Origin of the sequence: Metabacillus idriensis (assembly GCF_009674765.1) — a bacterium.
Taxonomy (GTDB): domain Bacteria; phylum Bacillota; class Bacilli; order Bacillales; family Bacillaceae; genus Bacillus_P; species Bacillus_P idriensis.
The window spans coordinates 63885-88442 of record NZ_WKKF01000013.1 but is presented as its reverse complement, the minus strand read 5'-3'; the positions used below and the strand labels follow the sequence as shown (position 1 = coordinate 88442).

The following is a 24558-nucleotide window of genomic DNA, read 5'->3' as shown; positions in this document are numbered from 1 at the left end:
CTCCGCAGGTAGGACTCGAACCTACGACCGATCGGTTAACAGCCGATAGCTCTACCACTGAGCTACTGCGGAATAATTAGTCATGACAGACTTCTTTTATTATATGAAGATTAGTACAAGCTGTCAAGCCTTCTTTTTATTAATGTTTTGCGTCTCTTACGACGGCTTTTATAATTTATCACAGCTTTGTATAATGAGTCAACCCCTTTTTTCATCTATGAAACAAGTTTTATTTTCCCGCCGCATTTTCCGCATACATACTTGGAAGGATCCATTCTTCTGTGCCGTTTATAAATGAACATACAAGCTCTGCACTGATACACTAATGTCTTCTTTTTTCTGACTGTCGTCTGAAGCGGTGTGCAAAATCTCGGGGCACCTACTTTCGAAAGAAGCTCTCTAAATTCGGAATCACGGTGCTTATACCCTCTGCCCTCTATATGAAGATGATAGTGGCATAGTTCATGTTTAATGATACCGATTATCTCTTCCAATCCCTGAGCTAAATACTTAGGGTTAATTTCAATGTTGTGGCTTTTTAAAAGGTATCTTCCTCCTGTTGTGCGCAGCCGGGTGTTAAAGATCGCTTTATGTATAAACTTTTTATGAAAGTAAGTTATTGAAATCGATTCTGTCAGTTCCTGAAGCTCTGTTTCATTCATCGGTTACACCCCGCATAGTTTGTATCTCCGAACAGGACATCTTGCGCCCGCATATAGTAAGTAATACACATACTCCATTATAAACAATAAGGAGGAACGAGCAATGCCCTCATGGTTAAAAAACCAAATGCAGCGTGCGTTTTATGAAAAGGACCGATATCAAATAAAGATGTTGAATCAATGCTGGTATTTCTATAGAAAAAAACACTGCTCATGAGCAGTGTGTTGGGACTACAAAATGTATCTCGTCTTTTTTCTAGCGAAAAAACTACATTTTTTACAGCTGGTTATTAAGATTTATTAGCCGAAATGGGGAATCATTTAGCTAATCCCCATTCGAATCTATAACACTGCACGCATGCAGTGTTTTTCATTAACTGTTAATCATCGTCAAAGCAACTCGGCCTTTATGCTGATCTACAGAGTCCACCCACACCGTAACAACATCACCGACGGAAACGACATCGAGAGGGTGTTTCACAAAAGAGTTTCTGAGCTTTGAAATATGAACGAGCCCATCCTGTTTAACGCCGATGTCCACAAACGCGCCAAAATCTACAACATTGCGCACAGTGCCCTGAAGTTCCATGCCTGTCTGAAGGTCCTCGAGTTTCAATACACCCTTTTTAAGCAGGGGTTTAGCTATTTCATCACGAGGGTCACGTCCTGGACGAACAAGAGAATCACAAATATCTTTCAGAGTCAGCTCTCCAAGATCGATAGCTTCTGCGGTTTCTTTTATATTAATTCCAGCAATTTTTTCTCTCAGCTGCTCCGTTCCAACATCCTTCAAGGTTAGTCCAAGCATTTTCAGAAGCACTTCAACCTCTTTGTAGCTCTCAGGATGAATGCCTGTTGAGTCAAGCGGATGCTTTCCGTCAGGTATCCTCAGGAAACCTATGCATTGTTCAAACGTTTTTGCGCCAAGTCGCGGTATTTTCTTTAATTGCTTCCGGTCCTGGAACTTCCCGATTTCATCCCGCTGCTTCACAATGTTTACCGCAACTGCCTTGCTTAAGCCCGCTACATATTGCAAGAGTGATGATGATGCTGTATTTACATTCACTCCTACTTGGTTAACCACTGTTTCAACAACGAATGTAAGAGAATCATTCAGCTTCTTCTGTGTGACGTCATGCTGGTATTGCCCTACTCCTACTGATTTTGGATCAATTTTAACTAGCTCTGCCAGCGGATCCTGCAATCTTCTTGCGATGGAAACTGCACTTCGTTCTTCTACCTGGAACTCAGGGAATTCTTCACGGGCAAGATCAGATGCAGAATATACACTTGCCCCTGCTTCGTTTACGATAATATAGGAAAGACCTGATTTTAATTCATCAATAAGATCTGCAATGAATTGTTCTGTCTCTCTTGAAGCCGTTCCATTTCCAATCGCAACAAGCTCGATGTTGTTTTTTTTGATTACATCGATTAGCTTTTGCTTTGCTTCTTTTGCTTTATTAACCGGTGGATGAGGATAAATGACGCCTATTTCAAGAACTTTTCCGGTCTCATCGACAGCTGCAAGTTTACACCCTGTCCGGTACGCAGGGTCAACCCCTAATACGACACGGCCTTTCAATGGAGGCTGAAGTAAAAGGTTGCGCAGATTTTCAGAGAAAATATGAATCGCACGATCATCCGCTTTCTCCATTAATTCTTTTCGGATCTCACGTTCAATGGAAGGCTGAATTAATCGTTTGTAGGCATCTTCAATGGCTTCTATATAGACATCCTTTACCACTGTATGCTGATTTTTCAATTCATTTCTTTGAATATGAGAAGTGATCAGATCTGCCGGCGCCTGAATGGCAACTTTCAGAATACCCTCTTTTTCTCCCCGGTTCATAGCAAGGACCCGATGCGGGACAACCTTTTGAATCGGCTCTTCGTACTCATAGTACATTTCGTATACTTTCTTCTCATCTTTTTCTTCATCTTTTGAAGATGTGATGATTTTCCCTTTTCGGAAGGTTTGTTCGCGAATCCACTGACGGTAAGATGGCTCATCCGAAATCCACTCAGCTAAAATGTCCTTAGCCCCTTCGATTGCATCTTCCGCAGTCAAAACCTCCTGCACCTCGTTTACAAACTCCATCGCTTTTTCTTTAAGCGATCCATTAGAAGGCTGTCCTTTTATCCACTCGGCAAGAGGTTCTAAGCCCCTTTCTTTCGCAACCGTAGCTTTGGTTCTCCGTTTTTGTTTATAGGGACGATAGAGGTCTTCAACCTTTTGAAGTTTTAAAGCAGCTACTATCTCTTTTTTAAGATCTTCTGTCAGCTTTCCCTGTTCATCAATTAATCGGATGACTTCTTCTTTTCTTGATTCCAGGTTTTGAGTGTATTGCCACTTTTCCGAGATATCACGGATTTGCACCTCATCTAATGCACCTGTCTGTTCTTTTCTGTACCTCGCAATAAAAGGAACGGTATTGCCGTCTTCCAGTAATGCAATCACATTTGATACCTGTTTATATGTAATGGACAAATCCGTACTGATTGTTTTCATAATGCGCTCTGTTTTCTCTGCCATTCTTTTCCCTCCCCAAAATAAAGACTTAGAAACATTTTACCAAAAGACGCGAACTTTAAAAAATGCTCCAAAGAACAAAAGCGCAAGCGCCTTGGTCAGATCCGTCAGGCAGATAAGAATTCGACAGAAAAGTCCGGGTCCCGACTTTTTTGGCGGATTCGTTCTGACCGAGGATCTAGGCGCTTGCGCTTGCCGTAGATAACTTTATTTAAATATCCACAACCTTTTACATTTTATAATTTCCTAAACAATAAAAAAAGCCGTCAACTAGAATAGCTGACCGACTACGTAGGTTAAATCATCTTGCCTTGATATTGTATAAGGCTCAAGCTGATTTGAAATATCTTCAATTGTCCGGTTATCCTTAAGCAGTGATTTTACAGCAGGAATGTTTAGTCCATCAGAATGGATAATGAATTTCGCCCCAGGATCATATGCAAAGGATTGAACACGGAATTTCTGAGGTTTTCCTGACATATAGCCAAGCACAGGAAGAGGATAGACAAACGTGCCAGACGGAGAATAGAGGACAAATCGGATATTTCCAACAGAACTGAATGTAAATTGATTCTGTTTAAAATACGCTTTAAATATAGCAACAGTTGCTCCGCGCTTATTTTTCAGCACCTCATTTGATTTCTCGATCATCAGGCCAACGTCTTCAGCATGCAATTCCTCAACGACTTCTTTAATGGCAGAAGAAGATTCATAAGCCCGTTCACCGCTGCCGAGTCCGTCTGCAACAGCACATATGAAATAGTCTTCAGTTGATTTAATCAAGAAACTGTCCCCGCATAACGTTTTACCTTCTTTTTGCATTTGATAAGCATATGCGTAGACATGATTGTTTTCTTCAATTTGAATCATTAATGCTGCCCCATCGATAAGTCAGCCGAAAGTGCTTCTTTTAACTTCGTAATCGCTCTTCTTTGAAGTCTAGATACATGCATTTGAGAAATACCAAGGATTTCTCCCGCTTCCTTTTGACTCTTATTTAAAATATATGTGTGATGAATAATTTCTTTTTCACGGTCAGACAGAACGTGAAGAACACTTTCAAGCATAAGCTTTTGATTAACTTGCTCGTATCCTTCTTCCTTTGATCCTACGATATCAAGAATTGTTACTGTGCTGCCGTCGGAATCAGCCTCAATTGAATGATCGACAGATAAAGCCTGATAGCTTTTGCCCATCTCCATCGTCTCGAGCACTTCTTCCTCTGTCACCTCAAGATAGTCTGCTATTTCATGAACAAGCGGTGAGCGCTGAAGGGAATTTGTCAATTCGTCTACAGCCATTTTTATTTTAGGTCCAAGCTCTTTAATTCTTCTCGGAACATGAACACTCCATGTTTTATCGCGAAGGAATCGCTTGATTTCACCGATGACAGTCGGAATGGCAAACGCTTCAAACGTCTTTCCGAACTCAGGGTCATAGCGGCGGATTGCACCAAGCAAGCCAATCATGCCCACCTGTTTTAAGTCTTCATGAAAGCTTTTGCCTCTTGAATATTTCTTTGCGAGAGTTTCAACCAGCCCGCTGTAATATTCGACAAGAAAAAGCTGAGCATCTTCATTTTGATTGTGCTGAAAATCGAAAATCAATTCATTGATTTCTTCTTTAGTTCGCTTCGTAGTTTTGGATGGTTGTGTCATGTTCTACTCGCTCCCCGTTTAAATACTTTGTCATAAAGACGGTAACGCCGGAATCGATCTGCACACGAACTTCATCCATGAGCGTTTCCATCAAGTAGAGCCCCAACCCTCCTTCTGGAAGTTGGTCAACAGGGTTTGCAGCAGAATATGGACCCAGTTCGTTTTTCTTTTGTTCAAAATTGAAGCTTTGACCGCTGTCTGACACCATTACTTCAAGACGGTCGTCGTAAAGGCCAAACCCGATCATGACTTCTCCGCCTTCAATTTTTTCGTATGCGTGCTGCACAGCATTTGTACATGCTTCGCTTGTTGCGATTTTCAAATCTTCAATTTCATCATAAGAGTAACCCATTCTGCTGGCAATACCAGAAAGTGTCAAACGGACAATGCCGACAAATTCCGGTTTAGCAGGTATTTTCACCTCGATGTAATCCACTAATTGTTTCATCGAACCCCACCTTCTGATTTAGAAGAAATGTCAATAATATCACTCAGTCCCGTTATGTTGAATAGTCTTTCCAAACGAGCGGATAAATTAACAAGCTTTAAATCGCCCTCATTTTTTCTCACAGCTTTAAGCAAGCCAACAAATGCGCCAAGTCCTGTGCTGTCCATGTAAGAGACATCCTTAAGGCTTACGATCATGACAGGTTTTCCCTCTTCTGCAAGCGGCATTAGTTCTTCTCTTAATTTCGGTGCTGTGTAAGCATCAATTTCTCCAGCCAATTCTATTTGAATATGTTCCTCTGATCGATTAACATTTATATTTAAATTCATCAATATCACCCCAGTAAGATTACTTGTAAGCTAATAAAACAAATACCCACTTTTTTTACAAGTTAAACCTCGCGTTTTAAAATAATCAGCGTAAAATCATCCCGCAGCTCAAAATCCTGCATCTGCAAAAAATCTTTATAAATATTATCTACAATACCCTGTGCATTCAAATCACTGTATTTTTTAATGAGGTTCGTAATGAAATCACGTTCAATGAACTCTTCATTTGTTTTCGACTCAGTTACACCATCTGAAAGCAAAACAATCATATCGCCTTTTTCCACGATTCTGCTGTATTGCTTGTACTTTATGGATTGATCAATACCAAGGACCAGACCTTTTGTATTCATGTCATGAAAACAGTCCTCTTTAGCGCTGTAATAAAATCCAGGCTCGTGGCCCGCTGATCCATAGATAAACTCATGAGTTTCCGTATCATACATTCCATAGAACATTGTAATGAACATGCTCGGGTCTACGTTATGCTCAACAACCCTGTTCAGATTTTCCAGAACACGGCTTGGAGATCTGCGGGACTCCGGCAAGCTGTCCATTGCATATTTGATCATCGACATACAGAGTGCAGCGGGTATTCCTTTCCCGATTACATCAGCGATGGCGATACTTACGCTTTCTTCATCATAAACAAAATGGTAGTAATCCCCGTTCATATGCTTCGCGGGTACACTTATTGCACCTATATCAAGATTCGGCACTGTAGGCACTGACGTTTCCAAAAGCATCTGCTGAACATTCAAAGCTACTTGAATCTCAGACTTAATCTCCTGCTGCTTATCCCGCAGGCTTTGATGCTCCTGATAGGCCAGACCGTACCCCATCATGACCTCTAAAAGAAAGTCGAGAGAGTGCAAAACATCTTGATCTACATCAGGAAATAAATCTTGCAGCACTTTACGGTGCAAACTGATAATTTCCTCAGGGGGCACCTGCTCCTCTATTGCTTTTCTGCTGAACTTTTGCCCCTGGTACAAAGCCGTTTCTGTTAATTCCTGCATATAATGACTTAGTATTTCCTGATACTTCGATTCAATGACTTCCTTAAAATCCATCAAGCTTCCTCCTAGCGAAGCCATTTGACAGCTTGGATATCCGTTCCCTCTCCTAAGACGGTATTAATGCTGAATTCATCCATCAGGCGTTTTACTCCAGGCAATCCGGCTCCTAACCCACCAGATGTTGAAAAGCCGTCTTCCATCACTTTTCGGATATCTGGTATTCCTGGTCCGTTATCAATGGCTATTATTTTTAAACCTTTTTTACTGAATTCGCTGATCTGCTCAATGCAAATTTGGCCTTGTCCAGCATACAAATATATATTACGGGCTAATTCGGAAATAGCTGTCGTAATCCTCGCTTGGTCTACCGTACCAAACCCGAGTTCTTTTGCAACATTGCGTCCAAGCTGCCGTGCAGCAACAATGTCCCACTCCGTAATGATTTTTACACAGGATTGGTTATCCATGCTTATTCCCCCAGCTCCTGTTGTAATGTTTCAAGTCCTTTTTCCAGGTCAAGCGCGGTTTGGACATCAGCAAGGTGAATGCCAAGCTCAATGAGGGTAATTGCTACCGCAGGCTGAATGCCTGTTAAAACAACTTTAGCTCCCATTAATTTCGACATGCCGATAACATCACCTAAAACCTTGGCGATAAAAGAATCAATTACATCTACGGAGGTTAAATCTATGACAACACCGCTTGCACCTGTTTCGTGGATTTTATGAAGCAGATCTTCCTGAAACTGCAGGGCAGTCTGATCATCAAGTTCCCACTGAATAGATACAAGCAGACAGTTATGAAGCTTTAAAATCGGTATTCTTGGAGTTCTCATTGTGAATCCCCCATTTCTACTATTTGTCGATTTGTCATTTCAAGTGCAGCTTCCATTCCTTTTTGAAGACTGTTCTTCGTAATTACCTGACTTAAATCAATGCCAAGGTTCACGATTGTCTGAGCAATCTCAGGCCTGATTCCCACAAGGAGGCATTTTGCGCCTACAAGGCGAACAGCTTCTGAAGCCTGAATAATATGATGAGCAACCATTGTGTCCACAACCGGGACACCTGTAATATCAATTAAAACAACTTGCGCACGATGCTTTACAACACCCGTAAGCAGGTTCTCCATGATTTGCTTTGCTCTCTCTGTATCAATTGTACCAACTAACGGCATAATTGTAATGTTATCAAATATCGGAATAAGCGGAGCCGATAATTCCTGCAGGGCAATCTTCTGCAGAGAAACCGTACGCTCCCATGATGCTGCATATTGATGAATTAATTCATTATTGATTGGTGAAAGCGACTTGTCAAACTCCCACACTATTTTCATTTTTTTATCTTCCGGAAGGCCATCCGTCATTTTTGTGAAGATAATTAAAGACAGCTGCTTTAATCCTTCAGATATATACTTTAGGCTCCAGCCCAATTGAACAACCCTGTGGGCATAGTCAGAAACCTTTTCAGTCTGATCGCTTCCCGGGTTTTTCATATAGCTGATTAAGATTTGCAGATATTCATTGCAGGTATTTAAAAATACTTGATCTGAAAGGATGTTAGAGTACTTCTGATCTCCCAAATCTTTCAGACTGTCTTTCCATTCATTCAAGATCTCATTTTGATGAGCCAGAACAAAATCAAGTACTGGATTAGATGCATCCTTCATGTGCAGATTATCCCCCTCTTATCGTATGGGTAAAAAAGTAAACAAGTTATTCCACTTTACATTATACCGATTTATGCCAATAAAATAAAAAAAAGTTGCCTAATGGGAGCAACTTCCTAAAAAATAATGTTTTTTTAGTTTTTAAAAATCAATGAGTCCTAAGCTAATTTGCAGAGCTTCGTCCACTTTATCCATCATTTCATCATCTAAGTGTGTAATCTTATCAGTCAATCTCTGTTTATCAATTGTTCGAATCTGCTCTAACAGTATAACAGAATCACGTTCAAATCCATAACGCTTGGAATCAATCTCCACATGAGTTGGCAATTTCGCTTTTTGAATTTGAGCGGTAATAGCTGCTATGATGACCGTTGGACTGAACCTGTTTCCGATATCATTCTGGATGATCAGCACTGGACGGACGCCCCCTTGCTCAGAGCCAACAACGGGTGATAAATCAGCAAAATAAACGTCGCCGCGTTTGACAATCAAAGGATTAACCCCCGCTTACTAAGCGTTCAACGGTGTGGTCAGCCTCTGATTCAGCTTGAAATGCTTCGGAAGCAATGTTTAAGTTAATCTTAGCCATCTCCATATATCCCCGTCTCATCGACTCGCGTATTTGGCGTTTCTTGCGCTCGCGGATATACATCTTTGTTGCTTGATAAATTAACTCGCTTCGGTTCCCATTCTCTTGTTTGACAAGACCGTCTAATTCCGAGACTAATGCTTGCGGTAAACGAATTAAGATTTCTGTTGTTGCGCTGGATTCAGACACAAACATACACCTCCACCAAACTCACACACCTATTATTCCATTCCACATACAATAATAACACTATCAATGCAAGAAGCAAAGTTATTTTCTAATAATTCAACACTATTATCGGCTTTGCAAAAGCATTTTTATTCATCCCTTCTTCTATTCCGGACAATCCGTCACCTTTTTCATGCCGCAAAAAAGAGAGTTTCTCACTTCAATTATACTCTTATTTTTCAAAAACATACGGGGAACGCGCAAAGTTATTGTACAAGGCACTTCATAGTTGATGGTTTCCAGTCTTTCTGCCACTTCATCCACAGAAATACACTCATCTTTTTGCCTGCCGATTAACGTTACCTTTGTCCCGATTTCTTTATAGGAGGAAAGCTTAACCATGCATTGATCCATGCAAATCCTTCCAACAATTGGCATCCTTTCGCCATCAATCAGAACATCTGATTCTCTCAAACGGCGCACCCATCCATCTGCATATCCAATCGGAATCGTCCCGATCCATTCATCTTCTTCAGCAGTATAAGTAGCTCCGTAGCTTACTTTTTCGCCTTTGCTGATTTTTTTCACATGGACAAGCTTTGAATGAAGGGAAAACGCTTCTTTCAGCTCATAAGGCAGTTCAGGTTTTATTTCCATCGAAGGACTAAGACCGTACATAGAGATTCCCAGTCTCACAGCGTGAACTAATTTTTCAGGAAAACGAAGTCCCGTCGCACTATTGCCGCAGTGAATCATCACACCGTCATATTGAGCAGCCATCCGCGCCATTGATGTGAACACAGCGTACTGCTTGTTGAAATAAGCTGTATCAAGCTCATCTGCTGTTGCAAAATGCGTAAAAACACCTTCTATTTTCACACCCGGATTTCCTTCTGTAAATTTAAACGCCTGCTGAAGGTCTTCCTCTGAACGGACACCGAGGCGGCCCATTCCGGTATCAATTTTCAGATGGACAGATAAAGTTCCTTTATGAACATTCTTTTCAGCTTCCGTCAGCCATTCAAAAGAAGGAGCTGTTAAAATAATGTTCTGATCCACAGCGATTTGCACATCTTTCGGCCGGGATGCACCCATCACAAGGATCGGCGCTTCAAACCCTGCATCACGTAAGACGAGTGCTTCATCTAAGAAAGCTACTGCCAGCATGCCCGCGCCTGCTTCAAGAGCCGCCTTAGCCACCTCTGTATCTCCATGGCCATAAGCATTGGCCTTCACAACCGCAATCAGCTGCGTGTTTTCGCCTATATGTTTTTTCATAGATTTCACATTGCTGTATATCGCATCTAAATCAATTTCAGCCCAAGTATCGCGGTAAAAAGAATTTCCCATGTCCTACACTTCCTCATGATTGTCTTTTCTATTGCTGATTATCAATGGTATAGAGTTCTTTTGTCAAATGAAATCGGTTCCAAATAGGCAGGATTTTAAGGGGGTAATACGGAGAAATTAGTTCTGCGGTAAGTTCTTTGATGCGAAAGATTAATTGTGGATATAAAAAAATTGTCAAACTGTCATTTCATTCACTTATATAACCTTTTCTAGCTGCACTTGGCATTTTGATCCCTTCAAAAGAGTCATTTGGAGCTTGAGATTCAGCTTTACTATCCAAAAATTGCGTCTCACTATCCGCTGGAGTTCCCTAACTCTCCTCACATCCGGTTTCACTATCGGGACTTGGGTTCTTACTATCCAGCTCGCAGAAATCATAAAAAACTTGGATGGCCCAAATGCCATCCAAGTTTGATTACTTAATTGCCTGACCCTGTACGGATTGAGCTACACGAATCATCTCTTCCTGAGATAAATCTTTCGATGCAATCATGTACTCTACTCCGTCGAATGTCCAAGTTAAAGATTGTTCTGTTAAAGCTCCGACAGCAACACCAAGGTCAACCGGTTCGCCGCTTACAAAAGAGGAGGTTGCAACAGTGGCGGCGACTGCTTTTTCCTGAATGAAGGTGTAGGATTTTTCACCATCATACGTTTGTACGACACGCTTGCCATTCTCTGTTTTCATCTCTTTTTCTTCTGTCAGCTTCACTCCCTCGATCTGCTCAAGAGGATACTTCACAGCAAACGGTTCTGAGTTAACTGATGCAGATGTTTCAACATCTACGCTTGCAAATGACATATTCTTTTGCATATCAAATGAGTTTTTATCGAATTTCGCATCAAAATCAAAGTCTGAAAACTCCACTACAACTAATGGATTGCGGTCTGTGTCCATTACTTTGACAACAGAAGGCTTCAGGTCCTTTTTATTGAACGTGATCTCTTGGAGAGGAAGCATCTGACTGTTTTGGTAATTTGTTTTTGTCTCGAAAACGTAAGCGTCTTTTGTTGATTTAAAAATCGAATCTGCGTCGCTCTTAATGTCTTTTACGAGTGATTCGAAAAGATAAGCCTGACTGCTGTTTTGCGGCCATTCGCTTTGGAAACGGAAGCTTTTCTTAAGGGCCGGCGTCAGGACAAACACGCCCTCATTATTGCGGAGAATCATCTGGCTCTGATCTTTTTCAGCATTCTTCAAGTTTACTCTGTAGAATGAAGGCTGCTTATGCCAGATTTCCACCTCGTAAATTTGAGGCTCACTGCCTGTTTGAAGGGTCATTTGGGCTTTCGCTTTGTACCCCGATAACTCCTCAACCTTTTTATCCAGGTTTTCCACAACATCCGTCTTGGATTTCTCTCCGCATCCGGCAAGCATTAATACAGCGAGCAATCCAATGGCCAGTAATAAAAAGTGCTTTTTCACCTTTTCAACCCCTTTGTCTCATATGACGTAAAAAGGAAGAAACTCTCCCCTGAAGGAATCATGCAAAAGGAAGCACGACCTCCTCAAACGACTTGTCTCTCCTACCGCTGTACAAATATATGAGACAAAGGATATGAATATGCAGACTAGCTTGACGAGCTTTCAATAATTACTTGAGCAGCCGCATAATCTTTTGTATGCGTGATCGATACGTGAACGAGAAAACCCGGCAAATCAGGCATTGTTACAGCTGGTTTCCCATTTCCATCATTCAGAATTTCAATATCCTTAAAACTCAATTCTTTTCCGATTCCGGTTCCCATCGCTTTTGAAAACGCCTCTTTCGCCGCAAATCTTCCGGCGGCATATTCGATTTTCCTCCGGGGTGCATGCGATTGAAATTTATCTTTTTCTCTCTCTGTAAGAATCCGGTCAATGAATTTCGGCTGTCTCTTTATTAAACGTTCAATCCTTTCAAGCTCTGCTAAATCAAGACCAATCCCTTTAATCATGCGGACACCCTCTTTTTGTTCAGTATGTACTAATATGCTCTCATGTCTCATAACCGTGTTAATATAGAAACAACTAAGTCGTTAGAATAAGGAGACACACTCTATGTTTACAAGATCAGAAGATTTCAGAACGTTTATCCGTCTATATCCTGCTGTAACCGTCATTGTCTGTATTCAAGTCTTACTCTGGCTCTTGTTTTTACTTCCAGTTCCTACAATAACATATTTTTTCGCCTCTTTAGTAGGATACAATGCCGGTGTCGCAAACGGAGAATGGTGGCGCTTGATCACCCCTATTTTCCTTCATGCAAACTTCGCTCATATTCTATTTAACAGTGTATCCATTATCCTGTTCGCCCCGGCATTAGAACGGATGCTTGGAAAAATCCGCTTTATTGCCGCCTATTTGGCAACAGGTCTCGCCGCAAATCTGGCAACCTACTTCATCATAGAAGATTTAACGTATACTCACGTCGGAGCTTCAGGCGCCATCTTCGGCTTATTCGGCATCTACCTTTACATTGTCGTATTTAGAAAAGATCTGATCGATTCTTCAAACTCTCAGCTTATTATGACCATTTTAGTCATAGGAATTGTCATGACATTCATCAATACGAACATCAATATCATAGCCCATATTTTCGGCGCCGTTGCAGGTGCGCTGCTTGCGCCGTTGTTTCTTAGCAGAAAAGCGTAGCCGACTGGTCAGCTCCGACAGACAGATAAGGATCCGGCTGAAAAGGCGCTTTTTGCCTTTACAGACGGAGCCGTTCTGGCCGAGGAGTTAGGAGGCGGAGCTGGACACCGAAAAGCGGAGCCGACTGGTTAGGCCCGACAGACAGATAAGAATTCCCCCGAAAAGTCCGGTTTTGACTTTTTGGGGGAATTTGTTCTGGCCGAGGGACTAGGAGGCGGAGCTGGACAATGAAAAGCGTAGCCACCCGTTTAGCTCCGACAAAAACGATAACATCAAAAAGGACGCCAACCCTAAAGGATCGCGTCTTTTTTCGCATGATTTTCATATGAATACCACTCAAACACTTCTCCGGCATCCTCAATATCGACGCCTTTTACCATGAAATGTGTACCGCCAAGTCCAGATGTTGTTGAAGATTGAATCGACGCAAGGTCCAAACGGCGCTGAAAAAAAGATTGCCTAGCTTCAATGACCTGAATTCTTTTTCGCTTTACAACAAATGTGGATTTTACAAGATTTCTTGATGAAAGCGTAAGTTGCTCAGCATGGATGGCCCATCCTGCATCCTTAAATGACGCGAGACCAATCAGAAGTCCTGCCGGAACTGTCAGCAGCGAAAGGTAGCCCCACGGCTGAAAGAAGTAGCTCAGAATGCATGAGATCACTAAGAAAGGAATGGTATAGACGAGAACATACCCTCTTCTCGCTCTCTTTGGAAGCGGCCTTAATTGATCTGCTAAAGAAAAATCAGGTGTAAATTCCGTTAAGATCTGCTTAATTTTCGTTTTTTTAATCAGCGGAAAAAGGACGGCAGAAACATTTTCATATTTAGCGCTTCCCCCTGCACTGACAATGTGCACAGTTGCATAGCCGAGCGGCTGGCGAATCAGGTTTTCGCTGATTTTCATAGCCTGGATTCTCTCAAGCGGAATCGTCAGCTGGTGCTTTTCAAACAAACCTCGCGAGATGACCAGATCCGTTTCTTTCTTTACCACTGTAAAGTTGGCAAATTTCAGACAAACCCCGATTATGCTAAGGATCCATGCGATGAAAAATGCAATGAAAACAAGAATAGCGTAAACGGTAATGCTTGCGTTTGAAAGAAAAGAAAAACGATCGATAATATCATCAAACGGGATAAGCTCGTCAAATTGTGAGAAGAAAGCAAATGCAGCAGACAGAACAACTCCGATTCCGCTCGATGTTGATGCAGCAACCATCAGTTCTTTTGCCCCAATTTTATATGTTAAATAGGTTTCTTCTTCTTTTACTGTCTCAATGATCTCATCATGATCCAGTTCTTTTTTTCTTTCCGCTAAAACGGAATGAATCCTGCGGGCTTCTTCTTTTGTAACAGCTGTAAGAACAGCTTCAGCCTCTGCGCCTCCTCCAGCTGTTTCAAGCTGGAGCTTCACAAGTCCGAATATCTGCTGAATGATGCCGGCACTTTCATTAATTGATTGAATTCTTTCAATCGGAATATATCTTTTCTTTTTCACAAATAAACCGAATTCAATCCGCAGTTCATTGTCTTCAATGCGGTATGTATATTTCATCCAGCTGATGATACTGTAGATGATCATTGCAATCAGAATCACCGCAAGTCCAATAAAGAAATAGATCTTATAGTCATTAACGAAGAAAAGAACAATGACCGGAAAGATCCCATCTTTCAATTGTTTGACAAAGGTTAATATAGCGGAAGCGGGATGCAGTCTTTTTGGCTCAGACATCATCTTCGGTCACCCTCGCAAGCTTCGATATAAAATCACGCAGCTGATCGGCTTCAATTACATCAAGCGCAGGAATCTCATGAATGGTTGCAGCTGTATGTATTGTTACAGTCGCAAGGTCATTTTTCCTGAGCAATGGCCCCTGTTTTGTATTGACATGCTGCACTCTGACCATTGGAACCAGCACTCTTTTCACCACAAATAAGCCGGACTGGATATCAATTTCATTTTCATGTACCTCATACCGCCAAGTGCGGTGCTGTATTTTCGGAGTAATAAAAATAAATATGATGGAAAAGATCAGCCATGCTCCGAGGACGGCAATGGCAATCCATATTGGCCACTCAAAGTAATAAACAGCAAACGCAATTCCTCCGGATACAGCCAAAAAAATCAATGATTGGATAAGTGCTGAAAGCTTCCATACCTTTAGTGCTTTTTGACTGATTTGATACTTAGGCGCTTCTCTCATTTCTGTTCCCCCTGAACTAGTAGCTCTCTCTTTATATACGGATGAACGATTCATTTGTTTCACCTATTTGAAAATCATTCCAATTCCATTATAAAGAATTGAACCTTGCTTGAACACTACTTCAGCAAAAACGATGCTCCGTCTATTTTTTCAACCCCAGGAAACAAGCACATCTGCTCCATTAATTGAAAAAGAGCATCATCTTTTTGTTTTGCTTCAATCATACAGTCAATTTGCGGAACGCTTCCTTTTATTTCTGAAAGAAAGGCCATGAAAAGTTCTGGATCTACAAAATCAGCGTGAGCATTAAAGTCCTTTTCACTTCGCGGGCTTGATATATGCATCTTCACGGGAAGGGAGGAATACTGCCAGCTTGCAGCCACACGCTCCCAATGTTCAGCCCAATTCGAATCTTTTTCATGATTGGCCAAGTGATGATGATAATCAAAAACCAGCGGAATAGCCAATTTCTCGCATAAGTAAAGGGCATCTTGAAGAGTGAAGGTTGTATCATCATTCTCTAACATCAGCATATTCTGGATCTTGACGGGTACAAACCCCCAATTGTGAATGAATTGTTCGAGGGCTTTATCCTTATCGTTGTATGCACCTCCTACATGAATGACACATCTTTGTTCGTGAGGCACATTCATCCCTCTCAGCAGCGCTTCATGCATGCTTAATGTCCTGAGTGATGTATTCAGAATTTCAGGCTTTGGCGAATTCAGCAGGACAAAATGATCCGGATGAAAATCCACTCTCATTTTTGATTTTGAAATCCACTCACCAAGCTCCTGCAGAGGTTTTCTAAGCGCACGTAAATAGTTAAAATCTTTTATCTCAGGATGATTCGCCAGGGGAATTAATTTTGAACTGAAACGGAAGAAATGAACATCGTGACCGACATTGTGTTTGATAATGCGAAGGCAATTTTCCAGATTAGACGCTGATATTCGTTCAAGCTTTTCTATGGCAGCTTCGCGATCTTTTAAACGCTGAAATTGTGCGTATGTCATCGTTTGGGAAGGAGAACAATTTTTTAGATTTACACTCATTGCAACATATCCTAAACGGACGATTGTCATAGATGTCACCTTCTTTTCTAAGATACCTATAGGTTGCCCGGTATGCAGGAAAATAAGTGCGGCAGCTTCGCAGTATGCTCTAAACCGGAGTTAAGAGCACAAACTGAGGATACCACTCCACCGGAAGTGTGCTAAACCGGAGTTAACAGCACATAGAGAGGATACCACTCCAGCCGAAGTGCGCTAAACAAGAGTTAATCAGCCAAAAAGCACAAAAAAACACACCGTACATACATGCACGGTGTGTTTTGCATCATCTATTAGTTAGATGAAGATGAGTTTGAGTAACGTCTTTTGTTGTTGCTGTTTGGCTTTCCGCCTTGTTGTCCGTAAGAACGTTTGTTGTTGCTCTTAGAATGCGGGCGCTGGCCGTCTCTTCTGTTGCGGTTGCTTGAAGAAGAAGAAGAACGTTTTCCGCCTCTTTTCGCATACATAGGAGCCTCATCCGTTAAGTTAACCGGAGTTTGGTTAGGTTCTTTTGTCATTAATTTAATTGCAGCAGCAAGCACTGATACTTGGTCGAATTCTTCAAGCAATGCTTCAGCCGTACGCTTATAGAATGACAAGTTATCATCAGTAATTGTCTGACGGATTTTATCGATTGAAACAGATTGCTGACCTTCAAGCGCCTCATCAAGAGTCGGTGCTTTCATGCGGTCCATTTTGCGTTTAGTCGTACGCTCAATGATTTTAAGCATATCTTGTTCTCTTGGTGTTACGAATGTCATCGCAGCACCCGTTTTGCCTGCACGGCCTGTACGGCCGATACGGTGAACGTAGCTTTCAGGGTCTTGAGGAACATCAAAGTTGTAAACATGAGTTACACCAGAAATGTCAAGTCCGCGCGCAGCAACGTCAGTAGCTACAAGCACTTCGATTGCGCCTTCTTTAAATTTGCGAAGAGCAGACATACGTTTAGCTTGAGTTAAGTCGCCATGAATTCCCTCAGCTGCATATCCTCTAAGCATTAAAGCTTCAGAAAGCTCATCAACTCTGCGCTTTGTGCGTCCGAAAACGATCGCAAGCTCAGGAGATTGAATGTCAAGAAGACGTGTTAATACATCAAACTTCTTCTTTTCCTGCACTTCAATGAAGAACTGCTGAATGTTTGAAACAGTCATTTCCTTCGCTTTTACTTTAACAAGCTCAGGATTTGTCATGAATTTTTCAGCGATGCGTCTGATTGGATCAGGCATTGTAGCTGAGAACAGCAATGTTTGATGCTCAGAAGGAACATTTGAAAGAATGTTTTCAATATCTTCAATGAATCCCATGTTCAGCATTTCATCTGCTTCATCCATTACAACTGTTTGAACGTCAGATAATTTCAATGTTTTACGGTTGATATGGTCGATTAGACGGCCCGGAGTACCAACGATAATGTGAGGAAATTTCTTCAATGAACGAATTTGGCGGTTAATATCCTGTCCTCCGTAAATCGGAAGAACGCGAACGCGTTTAGCTGAACCGATTTTGTAAAGCTCTTCAGATACTTGAATCGCAAGTTCGCGAGTCGGTGCAATGATGATTCCTTGAATCTTATCTTGTTTAACATCGATTTTTTCAATAAGCGGAATACCGAATGCAGCTGTTTTACCAGTTCCAGTTTGTGCTTGGCCGATCACATCTTTATTTTGAAGCCCCAGTGGAATGGTTTGTGCTTGGATAGGTGTAGCTTCTTCAAACCCCATTTTATTAATAGCTTCCATTAATAATGGGCTGATACCTAGTTCTTGAAACGTAATTGTCAATTTGTTCTACTCCTTTTAATCTCTATAGCTTTCACAGACTTTCATGTATGGTGAATCAAAAAACGCCCCATCGGGCAAAACGTTAGCTTTATAAAAGCCCGTAAACACTTAACTTTAATCATATCACTTTTTTTATGCTTTTACAACAAGCCTTAGAGATGTGGTTCATTTTACACTCATTTTATTTTGTGTCATCAGGAAGGATTCTATAACTTCAACAAGCATTGGGAAATCCTCCCCATGGCAAATGAGATGCTTCGAACAGGGGAGAAAACAAAGCTCCTTCTGCTCTGAAGTGATTCTCTCATAAATATATCTTGCACTTTTTACAGGTACAATTCCATCACATTCACCTTGAACGATGAGGACCGGTATAGTTATTTTATCCAATATTGGGCGAATGTACCTGACCAATTTCCTGAACTCGAGAGTAGCTGCGATTGGCGTTTCCAGCACTTTTTTTCTGTATCTTATATAAATTTCATTGTTTGCACCATTACCCCGAATGGCATCTGCAATGAGATCTTTTACGTCAACAATCATCTGGCGGGGATTAAGGTAATAAGCAGCCGCGCTTAACAGGACCAGTTTTGCCACCGGATACCTTGATGCAAGATACGCAGCAATTAATCCACCCATTGAAAATCCAATGATATAGACTTCTGTGCATTCTTCTAATAGATCCCTTAATTCATTTTCAGCATGGGCAATCCATTGATTAAACCCAATCCCTCTCAAACTCGGGGTTTCTCCGTGCCCTGGAAGAGTAGGCACTTTAAGCACCCAGTCTGTCTCTTCCTTCAAATGGCGGACAAGAGGTTCCACTTCATACGGGGCACCAGTAAATCCGTGAATACATAGGCATCCTTTCATGTCACTCTCTCCCAAATGTCATTTTTTAAACTGCGCCAGTTGTAGTTTTAAATAAAAAAACCCTGGGTATATAAAAAGTACCCTGGGTTACTATATTTTAAAACAAAAAGGAGCGTTCATAATGACAGTCTTAAAAGATAGTGCAGTAGAAGTATTGAGTGAATTAACACCATATTCAGTGGGTATTGGATTAGTTGTTTTAGTCATTGCACCATTTATTTTTTAATGAATATAAGGGCCCTTTTTATTCTGCAGCAGTTACTTTTTTTATATGTTTCTGGACGTTTAGCACTGGTGATCCATACTACATAAGACCGTTTGTGAGAAGGTGCAAGCCCATTAAAAAAGGCTGCCGCTTCCTCATTTTTTCTAAATTTCCCTGCAGTTTTTCAGGAATGATTCACTATTTGTTTGAGGAGCCCTTATTAGAGGCTGCCTGTTTAATTCCTATTTCCTTCTTACGGATTAATTTTTTGATTGCATCTTTTGGCCTGAATCTTAAGGCTGGCCATGTGTCGTCGATGGCAATCTGCGCAATCCCCACAAGCCCTTCATTTATAAGTACATCCCATCCTTGATCCCGATTAATATCTGTTTTTATATTTGAAGATTTATTAGGATATGAAACCCATATAAATGCACAAATTCGTATTTCCCCTCTGGAGCAGTGTGGAGCAATCAACCCTCAGGCAATGCTAATATGTCTTTAAAATAATCTTCTGGTGCATTTAACACCAGAATTTTTTTATGCGGCAATATTTTAACTACAATTGCTTCGTTCATGCTATTTCCTTCTTAAACAAGCGCATTGACGACTTCTTCTAGCTTCATGCCTCGTGAAGCTTTTACTAATACGAGATCTCCGGATTTTACCGTCTGTTTTAAATGGTTAACAAGCTCTTGTTTATCCTGATAAACATGAATGAGGGATGAATCCATCTTCTTATGTGCTCCTGCAGCAATTTCCGCTCCCAGTTTTCCGAACGTGAAGAGATAATCAATCTCTTTTGAGTCGATTGATTCTCCTACCTCTTGATGAAACTTCACCTGCATCTCATCGCCAAGTTCAAGGATGTCTCCAAGAACCAAAATTTTCTGATTGTATCCCTGCATATCACAGGCAAGTCTGATGGCAGCTTTCATTGAAGTCGGGCTTGCATTGTATGCATCATTGATTACAGCAAGATTCTCTTTTGTTTTCGTTAATTCAAGTCGCATGCCCGTCATTTGGATCGCTTTCAATCCTTCACTGATTTTCTCTTGTGTCACACCCAAGAATTCTGCTGCAGCGATGGCAGCAAGCGCATTATTCACATTATGTTTTCCAAGCACAGGCAAAAATAACTTTTCTTCCCGCCCGCTGATTTTAAAGAATGTGCCGTTTTCTGTTTGCTGAATCTCTGAAGGAGAATAGGCATTCCGTTTTGACCCGCCAAAAGAAATCGTTTTAAACGAATAAGATTGAATGCGTTCATTAAGCAAAGGTTCCTCTCCGTCATAAATAAGCACGCCGTCAGGCTTAAGTCCGCTGACGATTTCAAGCTTCGCTTCTGCAATGCCTTCTCTAGAACCCAAATTCATTAAATGGGACTCGCCGATATTTGTGATGATCGCAGCATCCGGCTTAGCAAGGTTTGATAAGAGCTCAATTTCTCCCCGGTTGCTCATGCCCATTTCGAGTACCGCTACTTCTACGTCCTCAGTCATACTCAGAATCGTAAGCGGCAGCCCAATATGATTGTTAAAATTCCCTTTGGTTTTATGTACTTTGTACGTCGTTGAAAGCAGAGAAGCTACCATATCTTTAGTCGTTGTTTTCCCATTGCTTCCTGTTACGCCGATTACCTTAAGCTGAAGCTGTTCTAAATAGCTGCTTGCTAATTTCTGCAATGCCTTTAACGTATCTTCAACTAAAATAACGGCACCTGCAGGGGGATTAGGTTTTGAGCGGTCCCATAAAGTTGCAGCAGCACCTTCCTGAAGTGCTTTCCCGGCAAACTCATGCCCGTCAAAATTTTCGCCGACAATCGGAATGAACAGAGTTCCCGCTTCAATCTTCCTAGAATCCGTTGTAATACCATGAATGAATTCATTTTCTTTTTCAGCAGATAATCCTGATCCGCCTGCCATTGTTTGAATATCCAATAACGAACGTCGTATCATTTGTTTTGCTCCTTTCAAATCCATGTTTATTCATCAATATGTAGACCAAGAAACACTATTCCTAAGAATAGTGTTTCCATGCTTTCTTAAAACGTATGTTTAATTTGCTGTTTTCCTTCGTGGCGCTCAAGCGCAAGCTCAACTAATTTTTCGATTAGCTCAGGGTACTCGACACCTGCATGCTTCCAAAGCAGCGGGAACATGCTGTAAGGAGTAAACCCAGGCATTGTGTTTACTTCATTGATCAATGCTCTTCCGTCTTCTGTTAAAAAGAAATCTGCACGCACAAGACCTGATCCATCAATAGCCTTAAATGATTTAATCGCTAAATCTTTGATCAGAGCATATTCTTCTTCTGTAACTTGTGCCGGGATCATCATATCTGTATCGCCATCAACGTATTTCGAGTTGTAGTCGTAAAATTCTTTTTTAGGTGCAACCTCTCCGACTACAGAGCAGCTTGGTTCATCGTTTCCAATGACGCCGATTTCGATTTCACGGCCGATGATGCCTTCTTCAATAATAATTTTGCGGTCATAATTGAATGCTTCATCAAAAGCTTTTACAAGGGCTTCACGGTCTTTGCATTTGCTGATGCCGACACTTGATCCAAGGTTTGCAGGTTTTACAAAGCAAGGGTAGCCAAGCTCCTGCTCAACTGTCTCGTATGCTTTTTCCGGAGCTTTCTTCCAGTCGCTCTTAATGAATGAAACGTATTTAGCCTGCTCAAGTCCTGCCTGTGCAAACAAGTTTTTCATGATCACTTTATCCATTCCGGCTGCGGAAGCAAGAACGCCATTCCCTACATAAGGAAGATTCAGAAGTTCAAGCATTCCCTGAACCGTTCCGTCTTCACCGTTAGGTCCATGCAGAAGCGGGAACACGACATCGATTTGCTCATGCTCATTGTCCGTCTTTGAAGGAAAGAGATCCTGATTCAAAGCAACCGGCAAAACAGCTGTGCCTCCGTCTTTAAACTGAAGAGCAGCAACGTTTTCAACAGGCTCCTGCAATTTTGCTCCCCGGATCCATTCGCCTTTATCTGAAATATAGATTGGATGTATATCAAATTTGTTTGTATCTAACGCTTTTATAACAGCAAGTGCTGTCTGCAAAGAAACCTGATGCTCTGCTGACTTGCCGCCGTATAATAATCCGACTTTAATTTTCATGTAGATATCCCCCTAAAGAAAGTTCATCTCTTCTATATTATCATTTTCAAATCAAATTGTTATAGCCCATCATGCAATTCTTTATAACATTCGAGCGACACACCTTTTTGCGTCCGCTTAAAAGTTTATTTGGACCTGCCGTAAGCAATTGGTGAATGCAAAATCCCAATTATGTATTAAAATAATAGCAAGGAGGCATGATCATGAAGCAAATTACATCTAAAGAACAGTTTCAAGAGTTAATTACCCAAGATCAAGAGGTGCTAATCAAATTTTTCGCAGACTGGTGCCCTGACTGTACGAGAATGAATATGTTCATTGATGAAATCATTGAGGCTTATTCTAAATATGAGTGGTACGAAATCAATAAAGATGAGTTCCCTGAACTTGCAGAAACGTATCAAGTAATGGGCATCCCAAGCATCCTGATCTTCAAAAACGGAGAAAAGCTTGGACATCTTCACAGCGCTAATGCAAAATCTCCAGAGCAAGTGACGGAATTCCTTCAAGAAAAGCTCGGATAAGTTTTAGAATTGACAGATTAGCCAAACGTTTTATATTGAGCTGGAACGCTTCTCAAAGCACGTGATGTCGCTTGTTGAAGAAAAAAGAAAAGCAAAAAGCACATACTCTTCATGAGTACGTGCTTTCTGGTTTTCTTGCTTCAAATGTAATGGTCTGCTCAGCATGAACCGGTGCTTTTCCATATGTATAATCAGCTGAAATCACAATGTCTGTAAATCCAAGCCGCTCTAAAACCAGTTTAAATTCACGTACACCGTACCATCTCATCGCAAATCTCTGCAGTTCAGTGTCAATCAGCTTTCCGTCCTGCCACTTTTCATATTTCAAATAGCTTACCGAATACTGCTCAAGGAAATTCACTTCCACCCGCTTTGATTCCATTGTAATCACGTTCTGCTCAGGTGTAACCCACGTTTTTATTTTGACTTCATTTAAGGCTGTATCAGGCTGCAAATAAAGATCAAGAATCAAACGGCCGCCTGCAGCCAGATGATCATAAAAATTCTTGAGGGCAAGTATAGATTTCTTCCTATCTTCAATCAGCAAAAACGTTCCTGCGGGAATGATAATGGCTTCGTAAGTCCTCTGCAGTTTCATCTCACTCATATCCATTTCACGGAGGACAGGAGAAATCCCCCTTTCCTCGCAGCGCTTTTTGCATGACTCAAGCATTTCCGGCGATTGATCAATCCCTTCTATGTTCAGTCCATCCTGAAGCAATGGAATATAGATTCTTCCTGAACCGGTTCCCGGCTCTAAAATACGTCCTTTTACTTCCCTTAGACGCTCCCTGTAATATTCAATGTCTCCAAAAGAATGGCCGACCGGCTTATCGATATCATAAACTTCCGTTGCAAGCCTGCTGTAGCTGCTGAACATAAAACCCGCCTCCCCAGTAGAATGATGTTATTATTTATAGCCTTAATTCAGTGGCTCATACATTGGAAATGAGGAATTGCCCGTTTAACTATGGCCTAACAGATAAGTCCGGGTTTGACTTTTTTGCCGGATTTGCTTAGGCCCAAAAGCTTGAGCCTCCTCTTGCTATCGATCTAATCAAACGTTTGTTTAACCCTTAAATCCTCTTTGTGCGCGGATCATTGCGCTTTACAATATAGTAGCCGATTCCCGCAAGCGCCATAATAATGACAATCGGAATAATATACGGTTCAGCAGCATATTTAATCTCTGTCCAATTCGTGCCAAGCTGAATCCCCAAATACAAGAAGAAAATCGTCCATGGAATCATGGCAGCCACTGTATAAACAGTAAATCTCCATAACGGCATCTTCCCGATTCCTGCGGGAATGGAGATGGCATGTCTCACAACCGGAATGAATCTTGCTGTAAAAATAACTCCGGCCCCGTACTTTTCAAACCAGGCTTCTGAAAGATCCAGATGATGTTTATTAATAAATAAAAACTTCCCGAACTTTTCAAGAAATGGTCTTCCGCCATAATACCCCATCCAATAAAGGAAAACTTGAGCAAGCGTTCCTCCAATCACTCCCGCAACAACCGCTCCTGCAAATTCAATTTGTCCAAGAGAAATTAAATAGCCTCCATACCCCAGAACAATTTCACTCGGAATCACCTCAATCATTAATCCCAGAGCAATCCCGTAATAGCCTAAATCAGCCAGAATCTCTAAAAGTGAATAAATGAATTCCTTCATAATTGCTCCTCTGCTTTGTATTTTCTAAAAAGAAAACAGCACTGATCGCTCAT

Annotated in this window: 27 protein-coding genes, 1 tRNA gene and 1 pseudogene; 3 read left to right on the top strand and 26 right to left on the bottom strand. The window is 41.3% G+C overall.

Features of this window, described 5'->3' with window-relative positions:
* Both GJU41_RS21705 and GJU41_RS21700 read right to left on the bottom strand, forming a co-directional pair.
* Positions 1-72 (bottom strand) — tRNA-Asn (locus GJU41_RS21705).
* A gap of 143 nt (positions 73-215) precedes the next feature.
* Complete coding sequence (locus GJU41_RS21700; RefSeq protein ID WP_154319547.1) at positions 216-662, bottom strand: SprT family protein; 447 nt, start codon at positions 660-662, stop codon at positions 216-218.
* Between the two features lie 103 nt (positions 663-765).
* Between GJU41_RS21700 and cmpA the strand changes: the two genes are divergently transcribed.
* Complete coding sequence (gene cmpA, locus GJU41_RS21695; protein ID WP_087946367.1) at positions 766-879, top strand: cortex morphogenetic protein CmpA; 114 nt, start codon at positions 766-768, stop codon at positions 877-879.
* Between the two features lie 156 nt (positions 880-1035).
* On the opposite strand, the gene GJU41_RS21690 is transcribed toward cmpA, so the two are convergent.
* From GJU41_RS21690 to acpS, 14 genes are all read right to left on the bottom strand, one after another.
* The gene (locus tag GJU41_RS21690) at positions 1036-3198 is read right to left on the bottom strand and encodes a Tex family protein (RefSeq protein WP_154319546.1); all 2163 of its coding nucleotides are present in this window, start codon (positions 3196-3198) and stop codon (positions 1036-1038) included.
* A gap of 267 nt (positions 3199-3465) precedes the next feature.
* Positions 3466-4065, bottom strand: a complete 600-nt coding sequence (locus GJU41_RS21685; protein ID WP_070878725.1) for a PP2C family serine/threonine-protein phosphatase — start codon at positions 4063-4065, stop codon at positions 3466-3468.
* The gene (gene sigB / locus GJU41_RS21680) at positions 4065-4853 is read right to left on the bottom strand and encodes an RNA polymerase sigma factor SigB (RefSeq protein WP_070878724.1); all 789 of its coding nucleotides are present in this window, start codon (positions 4851-4853) and stop codon (positions 4065-4067) included. Before sigB ends, GJU41_RS21685 begins: the two co-directional genes overlap by 1 nt.
* Positions 4819-5301 carry an anti-sigma B factor RsbW gene (gene rsbW, locus GJU41_RS21675; RefSeq protein WP_070878723.1) on the bottom strand — a complete coding sequence of 161 codons (483 nt, stop codon included), beginning with the start codon at positions 5299-5301 and terminating at the stop codon, positions 4819-4821. The genes sigB and rsbW overlap by 35 nt, the downstream gene beginning before the upstream one ends.
* Positions 5298-5630, bottom strand: coding sequence for an anti-sigma factor antagonist (locus tag GJU41_RS21670; RefSeq protein ID WP_070878722.1), 333 nt, complete (start codon positions 5628-5630; stop codon positions 5298-5300). Before GJU41_RS21670 ends, rsbW begins: the two co-directional genes overlap by 4 nt.
* Before the next feature lie 62 nt (positions 5631-5692).
* A complete protein-coding gene (locus GJU41_RS21665; protein WP_070878721.1) occupies positions 5693-6700 on the bottom strand; it encodes a PP2C family protein-serine/threonine phosphatase in 1008 nt (335 codons plus the stop codon).
* A gap of 11 nt (positions 6701-6711) precedes the next feature.
* Positions 6712-7113: an anti-sigma regulatory factor gene (locus tag GJU41_RS21660; protein ID WP_070878720.1), complete on the bottom strand. Its 402-nt coding sequence runs from the start codon at positions 7111-7113 to the stop codon at positions 6712-6714.
* 2 nt (positions 7114-7115) lie between these two features.
* Positions 7116-7481 carry an STAS domain-containing protein gene (locus GJU41_RS21655; protein ID WP_029286372.1) on the bottom strand — a complete coding sequence of 122 codons (366 nt, stop codon included), beginning with the start codon at positions 7479-7481 and terminating at the stop codon, positions 7116-7118.
* Positions 7478-8314, bottom strand: a complete 837-nt coding sequence (locus GJU41_RS21650; RefSeq protein WP_070878719.1) for an STAS domain-containing protein — start codon at positions 8312-8314, stop codon at positions 7478-7480. Before GJU41_RS21650 ends, GJU41_RS21655 begins: the two co-directional genes overlap by 4 nt.
* A 141-nt stretch (positions 8315-8455) precedes the next feature.
* Positions 8456-8806, bottom strand: a complete 351-nt coding sequence (gene ndoA, locus GJU41_RS21645; protein WP_029286376.1) for a type II toxin-antitoxin system endoribonuclease NdoA — start codon at positions 8804-8806, stop codon at positions 8456-8458.
* A 4-nt stretch (positions 8807-8810) separates the two neighbouring features.
* A complete protein-coding gene (locus GJU41_RS21640; protein ID WP_029286378.1) occupies positions 8811-9092 on the bottom strand; it encodes a CopG family ribbon-helix-helix protein in 282 nt (93 codons plus the stop codon).
* A 144-nt stretch (positions 9093-9236) separates the two neighbouring features.
* The gene (gene alr / locus GJU41_RS21635; protein ID WP_154319544.1) at positions 9237-10421 is read right to left on the bottom strand and encodes an alanine racemase; all 1185 of its coding nucleotides are present in this window, start codon (positions 10419-10421) and stop codon (positions 9237-9239) included.
* 415 nt (positions 10422-10836) lie between these two features.
* Positions 10837-11847, bottom strand: a complete 1011-nt coding sequence (locus GJU41_RS21630; RefSeq protein ID WP_070878717.1) for a LolA family protein — start codon at positions 11845-11847, stop codon at positions 10837-10839.
* A 146-nt stretch (positions 11848-11993) separates the two neighbouring features.
* A complete protein-coding gene (gene acpS / locus GJU41_RS21625) occupies positions 11994-12359 on the bottom strand; it encodes a holo-ACP synthase (protein ID WP_070878716.1) in 366 nt (121 codons plus the stop codon).
* Between the two features lie 103 nt (positions 12360-12462).
* On the opposite strand from acpS, the gene GJU41_RS21620 reads away from it, so the two are divergent.
* Entirely contained in the window at positions 12463-13056 is a 594-nt protein-coding gene (locus tag GJU41_RS21620; RefSeq protein WP_070878715.1) for a rhomboid family intramembrane serine protease, read from the top strand.
* A 290-nt stretch (positions 13057-13346) separates the two neighbouring features.
* Here the strand turns inward: GJU41_RS21620 and GJU41_RS21615 are convergent, their stop codons facing one another.
* From GJU41_RS21615 to GJU41_RS21580, 8 genes and pseudogenes are all read right to left on the bottom strand, one after another.
* The gene (locus tag GJU41_RS21615) at positions 13347-14792 is read right to left on the bottom strand and encodes a PH domain-containing protein (RefSeq protein WP_154319543.1); all 1446 of its coding nucleotides are present in this window, start codon (positions 14790-14792) and stop codon (positions 13347-13349) included.
* Positions 14782-15261, bottom strand: coding sequence for a PH domain-containing protein (locus GJU41_RS21610; protein WP_070878711.1), 480 nt, complete (start codon positions 15259-15261; stop codon positions 14782-14784). The genes GJU41_RS21615 and GJU41_RS21610 overlap by 11 nt, the downstream gene beginning before the upstream one ends.
* A gap of 116 nt (positions 15262-15377) precedes the next feature.
* Positions 15378-16346 carry a UV DNA damage repair endonuclease UvsE gene (gene uvsE / locus GJU41_RS21605; RefSeq protein WP_070878710.1) on the bottom strand — a complete coding sequence of 323 codons (969 nt, stop codon included), beginning with the start codon at positions 16344-16346 and terminating at the stop codon, positions 15378-15380.
* A 260-nt stretch (positions 16347-16606) separates the two neighbouring features.
* The gene (gene cshA / locus GJU41_RS21600; protein ID WP_154319542.1) at positions 16607-18097 is read right to left on the bottom strand and encodes a degradosome RNA helicase CshA; all 1491 of its coding nucleotides are present in this window, start codon (positions 18095-18097) and stop codon (positions 16607-16609) included.
* Between the two features lie 165 nt (positions 18098-18262).
* Positions 18263-18970 carry an alpha/beta hydrolase gene (locus tag GJU41_RS21595; protein ID WP_154319541.1) on the bottom strand — a complete coding sequence of 236 codons (708 nt, stop codon included), beginning with the start codon at positions 18968-18970 and terminating at the stop codon, positions 18263-18265.
* A gap of 215 nt (positions 18971-19185) precedes the next feature.
* A pseudogene (locus GJU41_RS25505) lies at positions 19186-19335 on the bottom strand (YdeI/OmpD-associated family protein); the annotation flags it as partial.
* Positions 19336-19765: 430 nt separating this feature from the next.
* Positions 19766-21133: a UDP-N-acetylmuramoyl-tripeptide--D-alanyl-D-alanine ligase gene (locus GJU41_RS21585; protein WP_154319540.1), complete on the bottom strand. Its 1368-nt coding sequence runs from the start codon at positions 21131-21133 to the stop codon at positions 19766-19768.
* Positions 21134-21219: 86 nt separating this feature from the next.
* Positions 21220-22305, bottom strand: a complete 1086-nt coding sequence (locus GJU41_RS21580) for a D-alanine--D-alanine ligase (RefSeq protein ID WP_154319539.1) — start codon at positions 22303-22305, stop codon at positions 21220-21222.
* A gap of 203 nt (positions 22306-22508) precedes the next feature.
* Between GJU41_RS21580 and GJU41_RS21575 the strand changes: the two genes are divergently transcribed.
* Positions 22509-22829, top strand: coding sequence for a thioredoxin family protein (locus GJU41_RS21575; RefSeq protein WP_070878701.1), 321 nt, complete (start codon positions 22509-22511; stop codon positions 22827-22829).
* Between the two features lie 109 nt (positions 22830-22938).
* Here GJU41_RS21575 and GJU41_RS21570 read toward each other — a convergent pair whose 3' ends face one another.
* Positions 22939-23709, bottom strand: coding sequence for a class I SAM-dependent methyltransferase (locus GJU41_RS21570; RefSeq protein ID WP_154319538.1), 771 nt, complete (start codon positions 23707-23709; stop codon positions 22939-22941).
* 196 nt (positions 23710-23905) lie between these two features.
* Entirely contained in the window at positions 23906-24505 is a 600-nt protein-coding gene (gene uptA / locus GJU41_RS21565; RefSeq protein ID WP_070878697.1) for an undecaprenyl phosphate transporter UptA, read from the bottom strand.
* Positions 24506-24558: the final 53 nt, after the last annotated feature.